This is a genomic window from Pannonibacter sp., assembly GCF_051860505.1.
Lineage (GTDB): Bacteria > Pseudomonadota > Alphaproteobacteria > Rhizobiales > Stappiaceae > Pannonibacter.
The window spans coordinates 90,048-110,680 of sequence record NZ_JBHYDX010000004.1; the positions used below are offsets into that span (position 1 = coordinate 90,048).

General features: G+C 62.4%; 22 protein-coding genes. 8 read left to right on the top strand and 14 right to left on the bottom strand.

Annotated features, from left to right (window positions below):
* Positions 1 to 84 precede the first annotated feature (84 nt).
* Positions 85 to 789, bottom strand: a complete 705-nt coding sequence (locus tag ACTIFE_RS04175) for an SRPBCC family protein (protein ID WP_439527910.1) — start codon at positions 787 to 789, stop codon at positions 85 to 87.
* Positions 790 to 1,195: 406 nt separating this feature from the next.
* Positions 1,196 to 2,158, bottom strand: coding sequence for a GAF domain-containing protein (locus tag ACTIFE_RS04180; RefSeq protein WP_439527911.1), 963 nt, complete (start codon positions 2,156 to 2,158; stop codon positions 1,196 to 1,198).
* A gap of 223 nt (positions 2,159 to 2,381) precedes the next feature.
* On the opposite strand from ACTIFE_RS04180, the gene ACTIFE_RS04185 reads away from it, so the two are divergent.
* The 3 genes from ACTIFE_RS04185 to ACTIFE_RS04195 are packed head-to-tail and all read left to right on the top strand — an operon-like array spanning position 2,382 to position 5,089.
* Complete coding sequence (locus ACTIFE_RS04185; RefSeq protein WP_439527912.1) at positions 2,382 to 3,350, top strand: class I SAM-dependent methyltransferase; 969 nt, start codon at positions 2,382 to 2,384, stop codon at positions 3,348 to 3,350.
* The gene (locus ACTIFE_RS04190; protein WP_439527913.1) at positions 3,347 to 4,183 is read left to right on the top strand and encodes a TrmH family RNA methyltransferase; all 837 of its coding nucleotides are present in this window, start codon (positions 3,347 to 3,349) and stop codon (positions 4,181 to 4,183) included. Before ACTIFE_RS04185 ends, ACTIFE_RS04190 begins: the two co-directional genes overlap by 4 nt.
* A 39-nt stretch (positions 4,184 to 4,222) precedes the next feature.
* Positions 4,223 to 5,089 carry an SDR family oxidoreductase gene (locus ACTIFE_RS04195; protein ID WP_439527914.1) on the top strand — a complete coding sequence of 289 codons (867 nt, stop codon included), beginning with the start codon at positions 4,223 to 4,225 and terminating at the stop codon, positions 5,087 to 5,089.
* Between the two features lie 21 nt (positions 5,090 to 5,110).
* Here ACTIFE_RS04195 and ACTIFE_RS04200 read toward each other — a convergent pair whose 3' ends face one another.
* The gene (locus ACTIFE_RS04200; protein ID WP_439527915.1) at positions 5,111 to 5,746 is read right to left on the bottom strand and encodes a peroxiredoxin; all 636 of its coding nucleotides are present in this window, start codon (positions 5,744 to 5,746) and stop codon (positions 5,111 to 5,113) included.
* Between the two features lie 355 nt (positions 5,747 to 6,101).
* On the opposite strand from ACTIFE_RS04200, the gene ACTIFE_RS04205 reads away from it, so the two are divergent.
* Complete coding sequence (locus ACTIFE_RS04205; protein WP_106753891.1) at positions 6,102 to 6,302, top strand: cold-shock protein; 201 nt, start codon at positions 6,102 to 6,104, stop codon at positions 6,300 to 6,302.
* A 121-nt stretch (positions 6,303 to 6,423) separates the two neighbouring features.
* Here the strand turns inward: ACTIFE_RS04205 and ACTIFE_RS04210 are convergent, their stop codons facing one another.
* Together ACTIFE_RS04210 and ACTIFE_RS04215 are read right to left on the bottom strand one after the other, a co-directional pair.
* Positions 6,424 to 7,746 (bottom strand): methyl-accepting chemotaxis protein, encoded by a 1,323-nt coding sequence (locus ACTIFE_RS04210; RefSeq protein ID WP_439527916.1) that lies wholly within the window; start codon positions 7,744 to 7,746, stop codon positions 6,424 to 6,426.
* Positions 7,724 to 8,251 carry a PAS domain-containing protein gene (locus ACTIFE_RS04215; RefSeq protein ID WP_439527917.1) on the bottom strand — a complete coding sequence of 176 codons (528 nt, stop codon included), beginning with the start codon at positions 8,249 to 8,251 and terminating at the stop codon, positions 7,724 to 7,726. The genes ACTIFE_RS04210 and ACTIFE_RS04215 overlap by 23 nt, the downstream gene beginning before the upstream one ends.
* 442 nt (positions 8,252 to 8,693) lie before the next feature.
* Here ACTIFE_RS04215 and ACTIFE_RS04220 point away from each other — a divergent pair, with 442 nt between their 5' ends.
* Entirely contained in the window at positions 8,694 to 10,319 is a 1,626-nt protein-coding gene (locus tag ACTIFE_RS04220; RefSeq protein WP_439527918.1) for a B12-binding domain-containing radical SAM protein, read from the top strand.
* A gap of 20 nt (positions 10,320 to 10,339) precedes the next feature.
* On the opposite strand, the gene ACTIFE_RS04225 is transcribed toward ACTIFE_RS04220, so the two are convergent.
* The 3 genes from ACTIFE_RS04225 to lepA form a co-directional block, all read right to left on the bottom strand.
* The gene (locus ACTIFE_RS04225; protein WP_439527919.1) at positions 10,340 to 10,639 is read right to left on the bottom strand and encodes a CcdB family protein; all 300 of its coding nucleotides are present in this window, start codon (positions 10,637 to 10,639) and stop codon (positions 10,340 to 10,342) included.
* Entirely contained in the window at positions 10,639 to 10,869 is a 231-nt protein-coding gene (locus tag ACTIFE_RS04230; protein ID WP_106753896.1) for a type II toxin-antitoxin system CcdA family antitoxin, read from the bottom strand. The genes ACTIFE_RS04225 and ACTIFE_RS04230 overlap by 1 nt, the downstream gene beginning before the upstream one ends.
* Before the next feature lie 61 nt (positions 10,870 to 10,930).
* Positions 10,931 to 12,736, bottom strand: a complete 1,806-nt coding sequence (gene lepA / locus ACTIFE_RS04235; protein ID WP_439527920.1) for a translation elongation factor 4 — start codon at positions 12,734 to 12,736, stop codon at positions 10,931 to 10,933.
* Positions 12,737 to 12,904: 168 nt separating this feature from the next.
* Between lepA and ACTIFE_RS04240 the strand changes: the two genes are divergently transcribed.
* Positions 12,905 to 13,432 (top strand): GNAT family N-acetyltransferase, encoded by a 528-nt coding sequence (locus ACTIFE_RS04240; RefSeq protein WP_439527921.1) that lies wholly within the window; start codon positions 12,905 to 12,907, stop codon positions 13,430 to 13,432.
* Positions 13,433 to 13,437: 5 nt separating this feature from the next.
* Here ACTIFE_RS04240 and mepA read toward each other — a convergent pair whose 3' ends face one another.
* From mepA to ACTIFE_RS04255, 3 genes are all read right to left on the bottom strand, one after another.
* Positions 13,438 to 14,463 carry a penicillin-insensitive murein endopeptidase gene (gene mepA, locus ACTIFE_RS04245; RefSeq protein WP_439527922.1) on the bottom strand — a complete coding sequence of 342 codons (1,026 nt, stop codon included), beginning with the start codon at positions 14,461 to 14,463 and terminating at the stop codon, positions 13,438 to 13,440.
* 88 nt (positions 14,464 to 14,551) lie between these two features.
* On the bottom strand, positions 14,552 to 15,661 hold the full coding sequence (locus ACTIFE_RS04250) for a patatin-like phospholipase family protein (RefSeq protein WP_439527923.1): 1,110 nt from the start codon (positions 15,659 to 15,661) through the stop codon (positions 14,552 to 14,554).
* Between the two features lie 411 nt (positions 15,662 to 16,072).
* Positions 16,073 to 16,273: a hypothetical protein gene (locus tag ACTIFE_RS04255; RefSeq protein WP_439527924.1), complete on the bottom strand. Its 201-nt coding sequence runs from the start codon at positions 16,271 to 16,273 to the stop codon at positions 16,073 to 16,075.
* Positions 16,274 to 16,450: 177 nt separating this feature from the next.
* Between ACTIFE_RS04255 and ACTIFE_RS04260 the strand changes: the two genes are divergently transcribed.
* Entirely contained in the window at positions 16,451 to 17,563 is a 1,113-nt protein-coding gene (locus ACTIFE_RS04260; RefSeq protein WP_439527925.1) for a pyruvate kinase, read from the top strand.
* Between the two features lie 6 nt (positions 17,564 to 17,569).
* On the opposite strand, the gene ACTIFE_RS04265 is transcribed toward ACTIFE_RS04260, so the two are convergent.
* The 3 genes from ACTIFE_RS04265 to ACTIFE_RS04275 all read right to left on the bottom strand — a co-directional run bounded on the left by ACTIFE_RS04265 (position 17,570) and on the right by ACTIFE_RS04275 (position 19,610).
* Positions 17,570 to 18,124: a GNAT family N-acetyltransferase gene (locus ACTIFE_RS04265; RefSeq protein WP_439527926.1), complete on the bottom strand. Its 555-nt coding sequence runs from the start codon at positions 18,122 to 18,124 to the stop codon at positions 17,570 to 17,572.
* 77 nt (positions 18,125 to 18,201) lie between these two features.
* On the bottom strand, positions 18,202 to 18,780 hold the full coding sequence (locus ACTIFE_RS04270) for a helix-turn-helix domain-containing protein (protein WP_439527927.1): 579 nt from the start codon (positions 18,778 to 18,780) through the stop codon (positions 18,202 to 18,204).
* Positions 18,781 to 18,812: 32 nt separating this feature from the next.
* Complete coding sequence (locus ACTIFE_RS04275) at positions 18,813 to 19,610, bottom strand: class II glutamine amidotransferase (protein ID WP_439527928.1); 798 nt, start codon at positions 19,608 to 19,610, stop codon at positions 18,813 to 18,815.
* A 340-nt stretch (positions 19,611 to 19,950) separates the two neighbouring features.
* Here ACTIFE_RS04275 and ACTIFE_RS04280 point away from each other — a divergent pair, with 340 nt between their 5' ends.
* Positions 19,951 to 20,538: a hypothetical protein gene (locus ACTIFE_RS04280; protein WP_439527929.1), complete on the top strand. Its 588-nt coding sequence runs from the start codon at positions 19,951 to 19,953 to the stop codon at positions 20,536 to 20,538.
* The last annotated feature ends 95 nt before the right edge of the window (positions 20,539 to 20,633 follow it).

A 20,633-nucleotide genomic window follows, 5' to 3' on the forward strand; every position in this document is an offset into this window, starting at 1 on the left:
CGTCACCGTCAGGCAGGGTCATGTCATGGATTTACGTTGTCTTTTTGCGTCCGGACCGGTCTTGTCTTCGCTCCGATGGTCACCTCAGCTTGCCAGCGCGAGAACTGCGATAACCGCAGCCAGCGCGATCAGGCCCCACATGACGGGGCCACCGAAACTGCCTTTGGCCGCGGCTTCCTCGACCTTGCCTTCCGCGTCCACAACGGCCTGGCCGATCCGGTGTTCCACGTCGACTGCCGCGTGAACGACAGCTTCGCCAGCCTGGGTCATGGCGATGGTCCGGGCCTCTTCCAGCACCGCCACATCCGGGTCCGAGACATCGGCCTCGTCGTCCTGAGCGCCAGACGCGGCACCCGCAACCATCTGCGAGAACTTGCCGAAGAAATCGTCGGCCATCTTGCGCGCCGTGGAATCGATCAGGCGGCTGCCCAGCTGGGCCAGTTTTCCGCCCACCTGCGCCCGAGCGGTGTAGGTCAGGATCGTTCCGTCACCGTCTTCGGTCAGCTTCACATCCGCGCCGCCCTTGGCAAAACCGGCGACGCCGCCCTTGCCTTCGCCGGTGATCGTGTAGCTTTGGGGCGGGTTGATGTTCTCGAGCGTGACGACGCCGGTAAAATGGGCTTTCACCGGGCCGATTTTCGAGGTGACAGATGCCGTCATCTGCGTCGGCGACGTCATTTCCAGGCTTTCACAGCCAGGAATGCAAGCCTTCAGCACCTCGGGATCGTTCAGGGCGTTCCACACATCGTTGCGTGGCGCGGGAATACGGTACTCACCCGACATGTCCATGACGGTCCAGCCTCCCTTCAATTGGCACCCGGCCAGTCCGGGGCCCTGCCGTGCCACAAGTTTTACGTGCTGCCATCTCTTGCGCCGTAAGGAGGAAGCAGCACGTAAAACTTGCGGCGCGGCGTCGCGTCACCGCGAGAGTGTCGAACCTTGGGGCCACTGGCAAGCAGGGTCCGAAAAGAAGTCGCCCCCGATCTCCGAATGGAACGTCAGGCGCCAACTCCTGCTGCCGTGCGTCTCCTCCAAGTTTGCCCGGCTGCGATCCAACGGATGCTAGACTGCCCCCGACCGTCTGGTCCGGCAAGCGAGTTTCCCTTGCGACAGTGAGTAGTTGTCTCAAGGCTGAGACAAGACAGGTCTTTCGTGCCGTCAGCCCGTCGCGACGGCCAGTGCAGGGTGTGCCCTTTCAGCCATCCAGACCGTGCTGCGCGAGCTTCCGGTAAATCGTTGCCCGGCTGATGCCAAGGTCGCGGGCGGCGGCCGACACATTGCCGCGGGCGCGGGCCAAGGCCCGGCGCAGCGCAGCGCGTTCGCCTCCCCGGACCTCTCCTTCCTGTTCTCCCAGATAGGTGGCCGCCGCAGGCGCTGCGGCAAGCACTGCATCCGTCAGTTCCAGGACCTTGCGCGCCTGCCGCGTCGCGCCGACGATGACATCGTCAGCATCAAGCGCCAGCAACGATACACCGGTTGTGCCATGACCGTCGGCAACGACGATGCGACAACCTGGAAAGGCAGAGCGGAACAGGTCGCTCTCCACCGCGCGCGCGCTTTCAGCAACGATCATTCCCAACATCTGCGCATAGGGAAGCTCAAGGTCGCGACGGCAGCTTGAGACGTCGATGACGCCAGCCATCTGGCCAAGCGGGTCGAAGATCGGGGCCCCCATGCAGCTCATGGAGATATTGTCTGCCCGGAAATGCTGGTCCTGATGGATCACGACCGCTCGGCGCTCAGCGACGCAAGTTCCGATACCGTTCGTGCCTTCCATCGCCTCACTCCAGATCGCTCCCGAAGTCAGGCCCCATGTGTCGAAGTCGAGGGCATCGCCTGCCAGTCGTTTCGTCTCGAGGACAAGGCCCTCCGCATCGGTCAGAAGGACAGAGCAGCCGCTGCCGCCGAGCGTAGAATAAAGCCGCTCCAGGGTTGGCAGGGCGATCTGAATCAGGGACGCCGAACGTTCTCGGGCCTGTTCCAGTCGTGGTGCTTCGACGCGGTGGGCAGGTCTGCGAGCGGAGGGATCCAGTCCGTGATAGACCATTGAGCGTCGCCAGGAAGCCGCAACGCCGGATGTGGCGGCACAGACCTTGCTATTGACCGTTGCAGCCACGCGATCCGCATGGCTCTGCCCGCGTCCTGGAACGCCCAGCATGGTTTCTCCTCCCAACGCGGGCTCTTGTGGCCCGCTTGTCTCCTCTTGATATGCTAGGCGATCAAATCCTGGCGGTCTTGTCAAAAGCTTTCGCATTTATCGCCGGGAAAGCCGCTCACGTGTCCGTGCAGGGGCGGAATTCGGGCTGGATTGATTGACCGGGCGGCGCGCCCGGCCTAATGGCTTTCTTCTGGTTTTCTTTCGCAGTTGAAAAGGTCACGCCGTGCCCGACACGCCGGTTTCCGCCGCTCCGCAGTCTTCGTCCCTTCCGCGCGCCGGCCAGCCGCCGCTGCAGCGCTGGCCCGTCGTGCTCGAAACGGCCGGCTGGAAGGACTACGCCCTTCTCGACATGGGGCGCGGCCAGAAGCTGGAACGCTATGGCCGCTTCACCGTGGTGCGCCCGGAGCCGCAGGCGATGGGAACACCGCGCCTGAAGCCGGCCGTCTGGGAGCGGGCCGACGCGGTCTTCACCGGCGACGTGGACGAGGAGGGCCCCGGCCGCTGGAAGTTCGCCGGCAGCGTGCCCGAGACCTGGGAAATGGCCTATGGGCCGGCGCGCTATTTCGGGCGTTTCATGTCCTTCCGCCATGTCGGCGTGTTCCCCGAGCAGGCCCCGCACTGGGATTGGGTGATGGAGAAGGTGCGTGCGGCAAAGGCCGCCGAGCCGGACCGCCCGATCAAGGTGCTAAATCTCTTCGGCTACACCGGCCTTGCCTCGCTGCTGCCGGCCACGGCCGGGGCGCAGGTAACCCACGTCGATGCCTCCAAGAAGGCCATCGCCTATGCGCGCGAAAACCAGGACCTCTCCGGCCTGAACGACCTGCCGATCCGCTGGATCCTCGAGGATGCGAGCAAGTTCGTGGCCCGTGAAGTGCGTCGCGGCAGCACCTATGACGGCATCATACTTGATCCGCCGAAATACGGCCGCGGCCCCAAGGGCGAGGTGTGGGACCTGTTCGTGAACCTGCCCGAGATGCTGGACATGCTGCGGCAACTCCTGTCGCCCAACGCACTGTTCATGATCCTGACCGCCTATGCCATCCGCGCCTCGTTCCTGTCCGTGCATGAGCTGATGGCCGAGACGCTGGCCAGGCAGGGCGGCCTGCTGGAATCGGGCGAACTGGTCATCCGCGAGGAGAACGGCCCGCGCGCCCTCTCCACCTCCCTCTTTTCCCGCTGGAGCGGCGCATGAGCGAAACTTCCCGTCCGCGCGTCGGCGCGGTGAAGCAGATCACCAGCCACTCCAACCCGATCATCAAGGACATTAAGAGCCTGGTGGCGCTGCGCAAGCACCGGACCCAGACCGGCCTGTTCGTGGCCGAGGGGTTGAAGCTCGCCACCGACGCTCTCGCCGCCGGCTGGACGGTGCGCTATCTCGCCATCGGTCCGGAAGCGCGCGACAACCCGGTGGCGCAGAAGGCTGCAGCAACCGCAAAGGCCCGCGGGGCGCTGATCCTCGAGGTCAACACGCCGATCCTCGAGGCGATCACCCGCAAGGACAATCCGCAGATGGTGGTGGGCGTCTACGAGCAGCAGATGCTGCCGCTCGAGGCCATCGATCCACGCGCATCAACCGTCTGGATTGCCCTCGACCGGGTGCGGGATCCTGGCAACCTCGGCACGATCATTCGGACCGCCGATGCCGTCGGCGCGTCGGGCGTCATCCTCATCGGCGACTGCACCGATCCTTTCGCGGTGGAAGCCGTGCGCGCGACGATGGGCTCGCTGTTTCATGTGCCGCTGGTCAAGACGAGCCCGGAGGCCTTCAAAGCCTTCGTCGGCCGCTGGCCGGGCACGGTAGTGGCGACCCATCTGGAAGGCTCGGTCGACTACCGCACCGTCGACTACACCGAGCCGGCGCTGTTGGTGATGGGCAACGAGCAGCAGGGCCTGTCGGCAGACCTCGCCGCCGCCTGCAAGACGCTGGTTCGCATCCCGCAGGCCGGGCAGGCGGACAGTCTAAATCTCGCTGTCGCTACGGGAATTGCGCTTTACGAGATCCGCCGCAAGCATCTCGCCCTATAACGGGGTCAGTGATCAGACTTTCGCAGCAGGAGCCTTGGCATGCGTCTCTTTGTCTTCGGCGTCGGGTTTTCGTCCCGCGCCTTCATCGAGCGGGTGAAGCACCGGTTCGAGTGGATTGGCGGCACGACGCGGTCGCAGGACAAGGCCGAACGGCTCCGCGCGTTGGGCGTCGAGCCTTTTCTGTTCGACGGCACCGCGCCGGGCGCGGGCATTGCTGCCGCGCTGGCGACTGCCACCCATGTGCTGTTGTCGATCGGACCGGACGAGGCCGGCGATCCGGCGTTGGTCCACCATGGCCGCGACATCGCCGCCGCCCGGCCGGAGTGGATCGGGTATCTTTCGACCGTCGGCGTCTACGGCGATCATGACGGGGCCTGGGTCGACGAGGACACGCCCTGCAAGCCGGTTTCCAAGCGCTCGGTGCAGCGCGTCGACGCTGAGAACGCCTGGCTCGCCTTCGGCCGGGAGGCTGACCTGCCAATCCAGATCTTCCGCCTGTCGGGGATCTACGGCCCTGGGCGCAACGCCTTCGAGAACTTCAAGAAGGGCACGGCCAAGCGGCTGATCAAGCCGGGCCAGGTCTTCAACCGCATTCATGTGGCCGACATCGCCGGTGCGCTGGAAGCCTCGATGGCCCGGCCGCAAACCCGTATTTTGAATGTGACTGACGATGAGCCAGCGCCGCCACAGGACGTGGTCACCTATGCGGCGGAACTCATGGGCGTGGCGCCACCGCCGGAACAGGATTTCGAGACCGCCGAACTCTCACCAATGGCGCGCTCGTTCTACGGCGAGAACAAGCGGGTCTCCAATGCGCGTGTGAAAGCCGAACTGGGCTACCGGTTCCAGTTTCCCGACTACCGCATCGCGCTGAGCGCGCTGAAGGCGGCCGGCGAAGCGGACTGATCCGCCAGCCGCCCTTGCATGTCACTTCGGCTGGGCAACCATGCGCAGATAAGGCTTCAGCGTCTTCCAGCCATCCGGGAACTTCGCCTTGGCAGCCTCGTCATTGAGCGACGGCACGATGATGACGTCCTCGCCCGAGGTCCAGTTGGCCGGCGTCGCGACCTGGTGCTTGGCGGTGAGCTGCAGTGAGTCGATGACGCGCAGCACTTCGTCGAAGTTGCGACCCGTCGAGGCCGGGTATTCGATCTTCAGCTTGATCTTCTTGTCCGGGCCGATGACGAACAGCGAGCGCACCGTAAAAGTGTCGCTGGCGTTTGGATGGATCATGCCATAGAGGCTGGCGACCGTGCGGGCCGGATCGGCAATCAACGGGAAGTTCAGCGCCACGCCTTGCGTGTCCTTGATGTCGCCGATCCAGGCATGGTGATCCTCGATCGGATCGACCGAGACGCCGAAGACCTTGACGCCACGCTTGTCGAACTCGTCCTTCAGCTTGGCGGTCATGCCAAGCTCGGTGGTGCAGACCGGCGTGAAGTCCTTCGGATGCGAAAACAGGACAGCCCAGTGGCCATCGATGGCTTCGTGGAACCGCAGCGGGCCAGAGGTGGTGTCGACTTCGAAATCAGGCGCAAGATCGCCGAGAAGCAGGGCGGACATGGGATTTACTCCAGGTGGCTGGATCATAAGAAGATGCCGGTCGGAGGGGTTTGAAACCGGCAAAATGGTCGTACCACAAGACAAACATGGATACGCCTCTTGAAATTGCCGCAGTTCTATACCACCTTGGGGGTGCAAGGGGTTGCGATATCCCGTTTTGGGCGATCCTGGTGGTGCAGATTGAGCGGTTTAACCGCTGGTTAACCACAAGGCCGCAAACTTGCGTAAGGTTGCCACAAGCCGTGAGCGGTAGTCTGTGCCAACGTTTCAATCATAACTGTCATCAAGACGTTTCAAAGTCCGGCTATTCGGCTGGAATATCAAGACGTAATGAGTAATTAACGGAAGTAAGTCCATGGATCATGGAAACGTAAAATGGTTCGATATGCATCGTGGTATCGGTGCAATCGAACCCCAGGAAGGCGATGATGTGCTGGTCGAGATCGACAGCCTCCGCCGCTCCGGCATCGAGACGCTGAAGGAGGGCCAGCTTGTGGCCTTCGATATGGCGTTCCGGGCCGGACGGGGCCTTGCCGAGCATGTAAAGGTACTCTGACGGCCAAGCCCGCAGCGCGCCTTCCCGGCTGCTGCTGCAGGGGATTCTGTCACGGTATCAGACGACGAAGGGCGGAGTGATCCGCCCTTTTTTGTTGCTCCGAATTTCCTGCTGCAAACCGTCAGGCTGCTTCTCGCCCTTCCAGGGGGCCGCGTTTCAGCGACTGTACAAACCGGGCTACGACTTCGGTCAGTTCGCCAGCCGTCTGCGCGACATTGCTGGCAGAGTGAAGCACTGTCTCGGCCGAGTCCTGGGTACTGCTGACCGCATTGCTCACCCCGACCACATTGTCACTGACCTCGCTCGTCCGCTGCGCTGTCGTCTCCACGGTCGTGGCGATCTCGGCCGTTGCGCGGCTTTGTTCGCCGGAGGCGGAGGCGATGATCGACGTGATGCCCTCGATCTCCGCAATCGTGGTCGACACCGTGTCGAAAGCAAAGACCGTTTCCCGGCTGGCACTTTCCACCTCGGCGAGGGACTCCGTGATTTCCTTTGTCGCCTTTGCCGTCTGGCCGGCCAACTGTTTGACTTCATTGGCGACAACGGCGAAGCCGCGCCCCATTTCACCCGCGCGTGCGGCCTCGATTGTGGCGTTGAGGGCCAGCAAGTTTGTCTGGTCGGCGATGTCGGAGATGAGGGCGATGATCGCCGAAATGGCTTCTGTCGAGGCGGAGAGCCCCTTGGCTTTCGCCTGCCCTTGTTCCACCTGCTGGACGGCCTGCCGGGCGATGGTGGCAGATCTGTTGATCTGGGCGCCGATCTCGCGCGCGGACTGGGACAGTCGATCGGTCGCTTCCGAAGCGACCCTGACATTTTCCGAGGCCTCTTCGGTGGCAGTTGCGACGGTTGTCATCCGCTCCGTGTTCGATTGGGCAACCTCATTCAGGTCGCGCGCGGTCCCGGTCATGTCGCCGGCCGCCTCTGCCAGTTTCCGCGCGATCTCGTTGACCTCGGCTTCAAATGCGCCTGTGGAATGATGGAAGGCGCCAACACGGCCCTGGATGGTTTCGGTTGCCTTGTTCATGATTTCGGCACTGCGCGAAAACGCGCCTGCCAGCCCGCCGGGCTGAATGCGGCGATAGTACCGGTTCTCGTGGATCGCCGACATGGAAGCGGCAGCTTCCCGCATGAAGGCGTCCGTCCGGTCAATCAGGTGGTTCAACGCCAGCAGCAGGTCGCCAAGGTCGCCTTTCGCTGACAGATCATTGGCCCGGACTTCGAAGTCGCCCCAGCCAACGCGCGTGCAGACATCCACCGCATGGGCGATGGCGGCGCGGCTCCGCAGCAGCAGAATGACCGTCAGGCCCAGAAGGCCGATCGCCGCAAAGGCCGAAGCCGCTGCCAATCCGGATGCTCCCGTCAGGGCGGAGAAGGCCGACAACAGGCAGGCGCCAAGCGCAAGGACGGTGGCGGCGAGTGCTTTAGAGAGTGTGGATGAATTCATCATAGCTCGTGCCCTTGTCCTGCAGCAGCCCGGTCAGGAGGGCATGTCCCGCCTGCATCCCGATCTTGCGGTCCGGAGCGTGGCGTTCTGCTTCCAGCAGCCTTGCGTAAAGCGGAGTGATGGTTTCGCGGATGAGCGTCGGATTGGGAACGCGCCGATTGGAGTGATATCCAACCATCCGGCCCGCCGCGTCATAGGACGGGGTCACATGCGCCAGCACCCAGTAGTGGTCGCCATTCGCGCACATGTTCTTGACATAGGCGAACACTTCGCCGCCGGCCTCGATCGTATCCCAGAGCAGCTTGAACACGCAGCGTGGCATGTCCGGATGACGGATGAGACTGTGCGGGGCGCCGTCGAGATCTGCCCCTGAATATCCGGCGATGTCCCGAAAGATCCGGTTGGTGTAGGTGATCCGGCCCTTCAGGTCAGTCTTGGAGACAATCAGATCCTTGTCGCTGAAAAATCGCTCAACGCCCGTAGGCAGGACTTTCTGCTTTGCCATGTGATTTTGTCTCGGTGTTAGGCGCCCAGGAAGCGCCTCCGGTTCCTGTAGATTTGCGATCCCTTGAGGTCGATCAGCCGCACCTTGTCGTGGAACAGTGCCGCATATGTCGTTAATCAAGGATGAAGCAGGCATCGAAACCTGCATTCGGAACCAAGAAAGTCACGAGCACTGCATTCGTGGTGAATAGAGCGCTCTTCCGAGAGATTTGAGTTTCATTTTGCGCAGTAAAGAGGCTTTCTATCTTTCGTAAATCCGACCGGAATGGTACGGTTCTGGGTCATAACTTTCCCCTCAAAGCTGCTTTTTGAAGACAAAGCAGGGGGCGCGTAGGTTTGCCGTTGCGTTTGCGCCTCGTCCTTTTTCGTTGACGTAGCGTTGTCATCTCCTTCCAATGAAGCGGGGCCATAGTGCTCCGTCACTTGGCGGTGGAGGGGAGAGTATGAGCGACAGGACGACGCCCGCAGGGCAGGCTTGCAAGGCCTTGCTTATCTACCCTCGGTTCAACGCTGGGTCCTTCTGGAACTACCAGGCAACCTGCGAACTGATCGGCGCCAAATATCCTGCTCCGCCGCTTGGCCTGATCACGGTTGCAGCAATGCTGCCGGAGACCTGGGATGTACGACTGGTTGATCGCAACACAGATGACCTGACCGACGACCATCTTGCCTGGGCCGATGTGGTTCTGACCGGTGGCATGCTGCCGCAACAGGGCGACACCCTGGCGCTGATCCGGCGGTGTCGGGCGGTTGGGGTGCCTGTGGTCGTTGGCGGACCAGATGCGACCTCCAGTCCGCATGTCTACGAGGAGGCTGATTTTCGCGTGCTCGGTGAGGCCGAAGGTATCTTGTCTTCGTTCCTAGATGCCTGGGAACGGGGTGAGCGACAGGGAACGTTCACAGCAGAAAAATTCAAGGCGGATGTGACCACAAGCCCGATTCCCCGGTTCGATCTCCTGAATTTCAGCAACTACGTCCAGGTCAATGTCCAATACTCGCGCGGTTGTCCCTTCACCTGCGAATTCTGCGACATCATCGAGCTTTACGGGCGAAAGCCTCGGACAAAGACCAACGAGCAGATGCTGGCCGAACTCGATCGGCTGCATGCACTCGGCTACCGCGGCCATGTCGATTTTGTCGATGACAACCTGATCGGTAACAAGAAGGCCGTGAAGGCCTTCCTGCCTGCCCTTGCCGAATGGCAGCGGCAGCGGAAGCGGCCATTTGAAATGTCGACCGAGGCATCCCTCAATCTGGCGGATGACGATGAATTGCTCTCCCTCATGCAGGAGGCGGGCTTCTTCTCGGTCTTCATCGGCATCGAAAGCCCCGATCCCGACGTTCTCAACGCGACGCGCAAGAAGCAGAACACCCGGCGCGACATCGCCAAGAGCGTTCACAAGATCTATGGTGCCGGCATTTGGGTTCTGGCCGGCTTTATCGTCGGTTTCGACGAGGAGAACGATCGGGTCGCTGAGGAAATTTCAGCTCTGATCGAAGAGGCGGCGATACCGGTCTCCATGGTTGGTCTGCTCTACGCGCTTCCCAACACACAGTTGACCCGCCGATTGGAGCGGGAGGGGCGTTTGCATGCTGAGTTCGACATTTCCAATGCCGAAGCCGACCAGATGGGCGACCAGTGCACGTCCGGACTGAATTTCGACACGCGGCGTTCGCGGGCCAGCATTCTGCGCGACTATCGCAAGATCGTCGACGACATCTACACGCCCGAGGCCTATTTCCGGCGCGTGCGGCGGGTTGCGGATCATCTTCGCCTGGACGGGGCAAATGGCCAGCTTCTCGGGGCCGGGCTCTTCCATGACCTGAAACTGTTCGGCCGCCTGCTCTGGTCAATGAGTGTTCGACACCCGGAGTTTCGGGGGCCGTTCTGGCGAACCCTCGCCTATGCCGCCTCCCGCGATCTCCGCTCGATCAAGCCCGTGTTGATGATGATGGCGCTCTATGTCCACCTCGGTCCCTTCTCCCGCTATGTCGTGAGTGAGATCGACAAGCAGGTTGAAGATGTCGAGCAGGGGCGTTGGACCAGGCCAGCTGTAACCGCAGCCTGAAATCCCGGTCGATCTCGCGTTTAAAATCCCTGGAACATGAAATCCGTCGCCGCGACGATCGCGTCGGAATGCCGCGACAGAACGGCCACCACATCGCCGATCTCGGTCAGTGGCACGGCAGAAATGTGCTGCGACAACAGCGCATAGGACACGCCGTCGATCTCGAACACCGGATTGATCTGGCGGATGGTTTGTCCAAGTTCGGCGACAGGAACCAGCGGCGCAAGCACCCGGGTCGTCAGCTTGTCGAGGAGATTGGCCTGCAGTTCAAGGCCGAGCACGGGGCTGTTGCGCAGGCGGCGCACCTGGAAACGGGCCATCAGAAAGTCCGGAACCGGTTCAGGGGAAGGCCGTTGCGGGCCACCCAGTCGTTGGCGGCCTCGAAGCCTTCGGCATTCTCAAGCCGCCAGAGACGTTCCTTCTCATCCTGGATTGCCCGGTCGATACCAGCCTCCGCCGCCCGGACGACATCCAGTTTAAGGTCAAGCGCACGGGCCATCAGCTTGCTGTTGACGGCAATCGTTTCTCGCATTGGCGGCTTTTGCGACATCTTACCCTCGCAGACCCGATGCTGAAAACGGTAGCACGGCACCGGGCTGCAAGAGAAGGGATCACTCTTCCATCTTGAGGGCCTTGATGAAGGCCTCCTGCGGGATCTCGACCTTGCCGAACTGCCGCATGCGCTTCTTGCCTTCCTTCTGCTTTTCCAGAAGCTTGCGCTTGCGGGTGGCGTCGCCGCCATAGCATTTGGCGGTCACGTCCTTGCGCAGGGCGGCGAGGGTTTCACGCGCAATCACCCGGGCGCCGATGGCAGCCTGGATCGGGATCTTGAACATGTGCCGCGGGATCAGGTCCTTCAGCTTCTCGCACATGGCACGGCCGCGACGCTCGGACTGCGAGCGATGGATCAGCATCGACAGGGCGTCGACCGGCTCCTCGTTGACGAGGATCGACATCTTGACGAGGTCGCCTTCGCGATAGTCCGTCAAGGTGTAGTCGAAGGACGCATAACCCTTCGAGATGGACTTCAGCCGGTCATAGAAATCGAAGACGACCTCGTTCAGCGGCAGGTCATAGGTGACCATCGCGCGCGAGCCAACATAGGAAAGGTCGATCTGGACGCCGCGCCGGTCCTGGCACAGCTTGAGGATCGCGCCGAGATACTCGTCGGGTGTCATGATGTTGGCGCGGATCCACGGCTCGCGGATTTCCTTGATCTTGACCACATCCGGCATGTCGGCCGGATTGTGCAGATCGATGTCGGTGCCGTCGGTCAGGCTCATCTGGTAGACTACCGACGGAGCCGTTGCGATCAGGTCGAGATCAAATTCACGCGACAGGCGCTCCTGGATGATTTCCAGATGAAGCAGGCCGAGAAAGCCGCAGCGGAAGCCGAAGCCGAGCGCTGCAGAGGTTTCCATCTCGAAGGAGAAGCTGGCATCGTTGAGGCGCAGCTTGCCGACCGCTGCCCGCAGATCCTCGAAATCGGCTGCGTCGACCGGGAACAGGCCGCAGAACACCACCGGCTGGGCCGGCTTGAAGCCCGGCAGGGCTTCGGCGCAGGGCTTGCGCTCGTCCGTGATCGTGTCACCAACGCGGGTGTCTGCGACTTCCTTGATCGAGCCGGTGAAGACGCCGATCTCGCCCGGGCCAAGTTCTTCGAAGGTGACAAACTTCGGCGTCATGACGCCGATGCGGTCAACTTCATAAGCTGCATTGGTGCCCATCATGCGGATGCGCTGGCCGCGCTTCAGCGTGCCGTCGATGATGCGCACGAGCACCATGACGCCAAGATAGGCGTCATACCAGCTGTCGACCAGCATCGCCTTCAGCGGCGCATCGCGGTCACCCTTCGGCGCCGGCAGCTTGTGGACGATGGCTTCCAGCACATCCTCGATGCCGAGGCCCGTCTTGGCCGAGATCATCACGGCTTCGGACGCGTCGATGCCGATCACTTCCTCGATCTGCTCCTTCACCCGGTCGGGCTCGGCCGCCGGCAGGTCGATCTTGTTGAGGACGGTGACGATCTCGTGGTTGTTGTCGATTGCCTGGTAGACGTTGGCCAGCGTCTGCGCTTCCACGCCCTGGCTGGCGTCGACCACCAGCAGCGAGCCTTCGCAGGCTGCCAGCGAGCGGGACACTTCATAGGCGAAGTCCACGTGACCCGGCGTATCGATCAGGTTCAGCGTGTATTTGTTGCCATCCTTGGCCACATAGACCAGGCGCACGGTCTGCGCCTTGATCGTGATGCCGCGCTCGCGCTCGATGTCCATCGAGTCGAGAACCTGATCGGTCATCTCCCGGTCCGTCATCGTTCCCGTCATCTGGATCAGACGGTCCGCGAGTGTGGACTTGCCGTGGTCGATATGGGCCACGATGGAGAAGTTGCGAATATTGGAAATGGGCTGGCTCGTCATGGTCGAGCGTTTACCACTCCCTTTGATTTGCGCAAAGGGGATTGCACGGCGAAGATACGGAGAATTTGAGCTTTTGCCGCCGAATTCGCGGTTGCGGCAACTGGCGTATTCCCACCTGAGGGCAAACAGGCTAGGCGGATTGCGAACACGACCCTAAAGGATGCCGCCATGCTGCTTCGACCGGCCACGCTCGATGACGTCCCCGCCCTTCTCGACATTCACAATGATGCGGTCCGACGCCTCGCCGCGATCTGGACGGACAAGCAGGAAACACTGGCAGAGCGGCAGGCCTGGTTCACTGGCCGGACCGGTGCCGGGCTGCCGGTGGTCGTGGCCGTGGACGATGCCGGAACGATCCTCGGTTATGGCAGCTATGGTCCCTTTCGCACCAAGGAGGGCTACCGGCTGACCATGGAACATTCCGTCTATGTGACAGAGGCTGCCCAGGGCAGGGGCGTCGGCAAGGCGCTTTTGCAGCGGCTGATCACGGAGGCGAAAGCGTCCGGTGTCCATGCTCTCGTCGGTGCAATCGACGCGGAAAACGCCGCCTCCATCGCCCTGCACGAGAAGTTCGGGTTTGAGATCGCCGGCCGCCTGCCGCAGGTCGGCTTCAAGTTCGGCCGCTGGCTGGATCTGGTGTTCATGACCCTGATCCTGGACAACGCACCGGCGCCGGCTGCTGGAACTGCTGTCTGAGTTGATCAGCGCGCTGTCAGCACGCTGGTGCAGTCCTTCGGCAGCGCAGAGAGCGCCATCGGCCGCTTTTTCTCGACCGGTGGCGGTTTGCCTGTCACCGGATCGAGTTTTGGCACCCAGGGTTCATCCGAAAGCCACCAGGTGAGGTCCGAGCCGCAGCCGTCGCCGGGTGGCGGTGCATCCTGGTCCGAGCAGCCGGTGCTGCCGGCCGGGCAGGCCATGCGGATATGGAAGTGGTAGTCATGGCCCCACCAGGGTCGGACCTTGTTGAGCCAGGCCCGGTCGGCGGTTTCAAATTCGCACAGGGCTTTCTTGATCGCCGGATTGACGAAGATCCGCGCCACACGCCTGTCCTTGGCAGCATGGCGGATTAAGGCAGCATGGGTATCTGTCCATTTCGCCCGGTCAACGCTGCGATCGGCCCCGGCCTTGTCCTGCGGATGCTTGACCATCGAGATCGCGGAAATGTTCTCCCGTTCCTCCGCGCTCAGGACGCGGTTCGGCATCGGCGTGAGCCAGAGATCAGCATCAAGGCCAATCTGGTGACTGGAATGCCCTGATGTCATCGGCCCGCCGCGCGGCTGCGCCAGATCGCCGACCAGCAGACCGTTCCAGCCGAGCGACGGGGCCGCCTTGGCAAGGTCCTGCAGGTAGCGGATCAGCTCCGGATGGCCCCAGTTGCGGTTGCGCGACAGGCGCATGACCTGCCAGGACGGGCCGTTGATCGGCAGCGCATTGGCGCCAGCCAGGCATCCCTTGGCATAGGATCCGATCGAGCGGGCGGCAAGCGGTGCCGGGCCCTTCATCGCGCCGAAATAGTCCTTGGCTGGGGCATCGCCCTTAAGGGCGGCGACTGGTTCAGGGGAAGTCTGCGGCTTTGGCACAGCCCTGGAATTGGATTCGGCCGCCGGCTTGGCCGCCGGAACCGGGTTGGCATGTGCAAACGATCCTCCCAGGAGCAGCAGTCCAGCCCCTGCGACCAGCCAGTGTCTGCCGGTTATGCGGGTCTTGGGACGGCTTGGTAGTGACATGCTCGGATCTCCGCAACAGGGCCTCGGGCCCCGCTTCCCATCCTGCGCCGGAGGCATTTGTGTTTCGTTAATCATCAAGCATCTGCGGTCAAGCGGCTGCCACATCGGCCGGATCATTGCACAGGGTGTCATCTCCGGCGAGCGTTGCGGCCATGATTGCAGCCAACCGGTCGAGCACCTGCGCATGATCGCGAATGATCCGGTCGGCCGCGCCATTCAGCAGAAGCAGGTTTCCGGGGCGGGCATTGTCCCAGTCTTCAGCCTCGGCAGGCACCAGTCCATCAATGCGGATATAGGTCGGGCCGTTCATTTCATTGAACATCAGGGCGGCGGCATCAGCGATGCCTTCGGACTGGGCGCTGGTCAGGATCGACCAGACAGGCGCGCCGTTGGAAGGCAGCATCCAGCCATGGGCGCCCCAGTTCTCTGCCTCGGCCGGGTCGATGGCCCGGTCCGGTGCTCGGCCAACGCCAAGCGACAGGATGACGATATCGCGCGGTGCCCAGCCAAGCTGACGTGCTGCCGAATAGGCAACCAGCACCGGATCGGCATGCACAATGCTGCCATCAATGATGGTCTCTTGCCGGCCAAGCGTCAGGTTGTCGACCCGTGCTGGCTCAAGGAAGGACGGCGCCGCCAGGGCCCCGCGTGTGGCCTGCCAGATGTAATAATCGTCCGGGCGCGTCCCTGCGCCCGTCGGCACGGTGCCCATCAGCAGGGTCCGGCGATGCTCGATATCGTAACCGGTCAGCAGAAGATGGGTCAGCGCGCTCTGCATGGAGGTCCAGCCAAACCTGTCCTTCAGCAGTTGCTCCAATGGCCGGCTGTCATAGCGTTCGTCGAAGACGCCAAGCGGATTGGTCACGAAGCGGGAGAGCCGCTTGCCGAGACTGTGGGTCAGCAGCGACCTTGCATCTTCCTCAAAAAAGCGGCGCAACTCGCCGAGCGTCGCTGCAGCTTCGCCGCGAAGGTGCGAGGGATTGCCGGCTTGTCCTGTTTCGATGCGTGGCGCAGCCAGTCCCGCAGCAATGAGACCACCCGTCGAACTGCCGCACATCAGGTCGAACAGCCGGTGCATGGGCAGTTCTACACCTGCCAGCGTCAGCCGGCCTTCCAGGGCCTCGAGTACCCGGAGCGGGATCAACCCGCGCATGCCGCCGCCGTCGATGGAAAGAATGAACCGCTTCGTCGTTGCCATGCCCTGCCTCCTTGGTCGTCCCGTTTGCCCCGAGAGGTCGTACCCTCGGTGAGGAATGAGACGTGGACATGGCAAGGGCAAGCCCACCGGCTGGCAACGTGGCGACAGGGTTACGAAACCGCAAACAGATGATCTGGGAGAGCCTGGCTTTTGTTTCAGTCCGGCTTTGCCACAGATCAAGGCAGGTGAGCCCTGGTCCGCTTATCGAGAGCGCGGAGGTGCCCGATGCAAGACCCTGACCAGCCAGTTTCGCCGATCCAAGTATCCGCTGTGCCGCTCGAAGAGCCGCAAGGGCTTGACTTGGCTCCCGCTTCGCCGCTGCCCGGCGCCCAGACTGGGTCACCGCGCAAACGCGTACGTCCTGCGACTGCAAAGGCAGCACTCCCCCCTCAGGCCGTGCCGGATGCTCTTTCAATCCCTGGCCATGTTCGAACATCCGATATGGCAGAGCTTGCCGTCGAGATCGAGCAACTGAGCCAGACGATCCTGCATGATGCCGAGGCCATCGCTGCCACCTGGAGCGCCGGAAATGCGAGGACGGATTTTGCGGCGAGCGCGCGTAACCTCGCCCAGTATCTGGCCCTGCGCCGTCGCGATCTGCGCCCGCTGCAACGTCGCTTGATGGCTCTTGGACTTTCATCATTGGGGCGGGCGGAAAGCCGCGTCATGCCAACTTTGGATGCCCTTGGTCAGGTCCTTGCCGCAGCGACGGGTCGCATGCCACCCAAGCCTCTCGCCGATGCCGGTTTTTTTGACGGCGAACAGCTGATCACCTCTCGCGCTGAAGCCTTGCTCGGCGCCTTGTCCCGCCACCGCCCAACCCGGCTTCTCGTGACTTTGCCAAGTGAGTCGGCGGATGATCCTTTATTCTTTAAACACCTCGCAGAACGGGGCGTTGAGGCCGTCAGGATCAACTGCGCCCATGACGATGCTGTCGCCTGGGCGAAGATGATCTCCCATGTCGAGGCTGCGGCCGATTCGACCGGACGGCGGATGAAGGTGATGATGGACCTGCCCGGCCCCAAGATTCGCACCGGTGCGGTTCGCAAGGGTGCAAAGGGCAGCCGCCTGTTGCCAGGAGACGAGTTTGCCGTGGTCTGCCCGGGGCAGATGGATCGCGCGCCGAAGAAGCTGCCGGCTGTTGAGTGTGAGGTTGGTGCGGCATTGCTTGCGGCTGAGCCAGGCCATCTCGTCTATCTCGATGACGGCAAGGTGGCCGCAACAGTCTTGGCGACGAATGACTGGGGCTTGAGGCTCGGTGTCGATGTATGCCCCGAAGGCAAGGGCTACAAGCTCAAACCTGAGAAAGGACTGAATTTTCCGGATGCCGACATCGACGTGCCTGCGCTGACTGATGACGATCGGTCGCTCCTGCCTTTTTTGGCCCGGCATGCCGACGCAATTGAGTTCTCCTTTGTGCAAACAGCTGCAGATGTGGCTGACCTGCAGGCCGCGCTCGCACAGGAACGGCCGGACGATTGGCGTGAACTTGGGCTGGTTCTCAAGGTCGAAACAAAACGGGCTGTCAGAAATCTTCCGGAAATGCTGGTTGCTTCGGCCGGGCAGCAACCCACCGCAGTCATGATTGCGCGCGGTGACCTGGCGGTTGAGATCGGTTTCGCCCGCCTTGCTGAAATGCAGGAGGAGATCCTGTGGCTCTGCGAAGCCGCGCATGTCCCGGCCATCTGGGCAACGCAGGTTATGGAGAGCTTCCTGAAGACTGGCATTGCTTCACGCGGTGAGATGACCGATGCGGCCATGGCCACGCGGGCTGAATGCGTCATGCTCAACAAAGGGCCGCATCTTTTCGCCGGTATCGCGACGCTGGATCGGCTGCTCGGGCGCATGGGGGATCACATGTACAAGAAGTCCTATCTCCTGCGCTCGCTCAAGAGCTGGTAAATCTGTTTATCGAAGCCGCTTGTACATGAAGGTGCAGTCCTCGAACCGCTGCTTGCGCGGGTCGAGGGCGTAGGCCGGGATGTGGCCGATCACCTGATAGCCAAGGTCAAGATAGAGCTGCTCACCGGCGTCGCCTGTCCGGGTGTCGAGGGTGAGAAGGCTGCGCGACCGGGCCGCCGCGCAGGCCTCGGCTTCCAGCATCAGCGACCGGGCAATGCCCTTGCGGCGGTGCTTGGGGTGAACCAGAAGCTTGCGCACATCGGCGCGCTGCGGCTGGTTGGCCGGCGTATCGGCTGCCAGCTGCACGGTGCCTGCGACCTCATCGCCGACCAGCGCGACGATCAGGTCAACGTCGCCGGCGAGAACACCCGGCAAGGCCTTGCCGCGCCAGAACCGCAGCGCGTCCTGGGGGCTGAACGGGTCAACGAAGCTGACACTCGCCCCGTCAAGGACGCAGGCGGTCAGCACTTCGGCAAGGCCAACGACGTGGTCTTCAAACGTGTCTGCGGTCAGGCGGACAAGGCGTGCGGCATGGGCCTGCGTTTGCTCGGCAAGGGTCATCTGTCACCTCAGTCTGTCGGGGGTCTTGGGTCGGGATCACGCCCGGACCTGATCTGTCGTTTTGGGTCTGCCGTCGTTCACACCAGAAACAGCAGATACCGCGCGCCACTGTCGCCGGGCGTTTCGTAGGAGTTGCTGCCGTTCAGGCGGAAGCGCAGGCAGTCGCCGGCGGAGAGGTCATGCCGGACGTTGCCAAGGGTCACCGACAGCGTGCCCTCCAGCATCACCAGATGATGCTCAAGGCTGGGCCTGGGCGGGGCGTCATAGGCAATGCGGGTCGCAGGGGGGAGGGTGGACTCCAGCACCTCTCCGGCAAGCGATTGGGCTGGCGGCGAAACGATCCGCCGGCGATAGCCGGTGTCCGGATCCGTCCACAGCACTTGCGCGGCCAGCGGAACGCGGGCCGGCGCTTCGTCCTCGACCATCTGCATCAGTCGGGACAGGGTGATGCCATGCGCCGTTGTCAGACGGGACAGCACCTGGGCCGTTGCGCTGACGTCCGCGTTCTCCAGCCGTGACAGGGTCGCCCGGCTGACGCCGCTACGCTTGGCGAGGTCATCGAGCGACCAGCCCTTGTCCAGGCGCAGCTGACGCAGCCGCTGGGCAATCTGAGCATCGAGGTCAGCCTCGGGGGGAGATGAGTGTGCGTTTTCCATATTTGAGAATATTTCTCAAATATGGTCGGTCGTCAAGCCTCTGCGAAGGCGTTCTCCAGGCGCAGCGGACGTGTAACTGCGCCGTCGCAGCTGAGCACATACAGCTTGTCCGGTTCCACCGCACGCCACCGCGCGCAGGCCCCCTCCAGTGGCTCCGATGCAAAGGCCCGTCCGCCGTGGTCCAGGCATTCGGAGAGATAGAGGGTCGGGGCCTGACCATCGTCGGCGAAGCGGAACGCGTAGAGTTTCTCGCCTTCGGTGAACACACAGGTCAGCCGGATCGGCTTGTCCCCGGTCGTGCGCCGCACGGCGATGTCCAGTACCTGCGACAGTGTCTTGTCCAGCGCGGCCTGCGGATCTGCGTCGAGACCATTGGTCATGAGCAGCAGGAAGAACAGTTCGCTGTCCGTCGTGCCTTTGCGGCAGGCGTAATAGTCCTCGTCGATCAGCATCTCCATTTCACGGCGGATCCGCGTGAAATCACCGATGTTGCCGTTGTGCATGAAGGACCAGCGGCCGCAGGAGAACGGATGGCAGTTGTCGCGCGAGGTTGCGCCCGTTGTCGCAGCCCGCACATGGGCGAGGAACAGCCGTGCCTTCACCAGACGGCAGATGCTCTGCAGGTTCGTGTCGGCCCAGGCCGGCAGCACGTCCTTGAACAGGCCCGGCTCTGTCTGGTGGCCGTACCAGGCGATCCCGAACCCGTCGCCATTGACCCTGAGCTTTGCCTCTTGCGCATCAAGGCTCTGGACAAGCAGGGAATGTTTCGGCTTGGCGATGATGTTCTCGAGGGGGATCTCGGTCCCCAGGTAGGCAGCCAGACGGCACATGGATCAACAGGACCTGCAAATGGAGAAACGCACCGAAGGTACCTGGCAAAGGATCCCTCCAATCCCGGCAAGATTAAGGAGGTGGGGCTGGGATGAGATCCGGATTTTTCGGTATTCTGCGGCGGCAACGCTTAAAGTGTCCCATCTGATCGTTAACGGTTCGATACTTTTCCCATGCTGTAAGCGGAACGCTGGAACGAATCCGTTTGGTTCGCTTGCGATGTTTCTGCAGGCCAAGGTTCAAGGTCTTGCAGTGGTTAACGTGATGTTAACCATTCTTCCGCAAGGCTTGCCGCAGGATCTGCCGCAGCCGGTGCGCAGACCGTCCCGGAGCCATCCGATGCAGCTCTCGATCCAGTCGACGACCACCAGTGCAAGCCTCTTTGCCATGCAGCAGGGCAGTCTCGACGCAGGCGGGCGCGGCAAGGCAGGCGGCGCGGACGAAGGGCCTGCCAAGTCTGTTCCGGCGACCAATGTCCTCGACCTTGCCGCGAAGAAGGCAGAAGAAGACGCCGTCGTCATTTCTGCGCTGCAGGAAGCCGTCGAGAAGGGCAAGTCCGAGAAGGGCAACGAGGATAAGTCCGGTAAGCTGGCCACCATTGAGGACTATCTCGACACGGCCGGCAAGATCCGTGGTGCCCTTGGGGAAGACACGGAGGGCGGTGTCAGCGCTGCTTACGAGAGCGCCACGATCACCGAAACCGTGATCGAAGGCGAGATCGATGGCCAGAAGATTTCCGCCTCTTTCGTCTCGTTTGACCGGGTCTCCTACAACAGTGAGACTGGCCTGACGTCCCGTTCCGCCAGCGCGATGAACATCGAAGTCAGCGGCAACGGCGTGTCCTCCAGCTACCAGAGCGCATCGGTGTCTTCGCTTTACGCCGGCACTGACAAGCAGCTCGGCAACCTGATTTCCGGCTTCGCCTGAGCGGGTAGCCGCACCCCAGTCCCGCTGCACCCCGTAACGCGTCCGGAATTGACCGGACAGCCTGCCCTCTTGAGCGACTTCGCCTGACCGGCTAC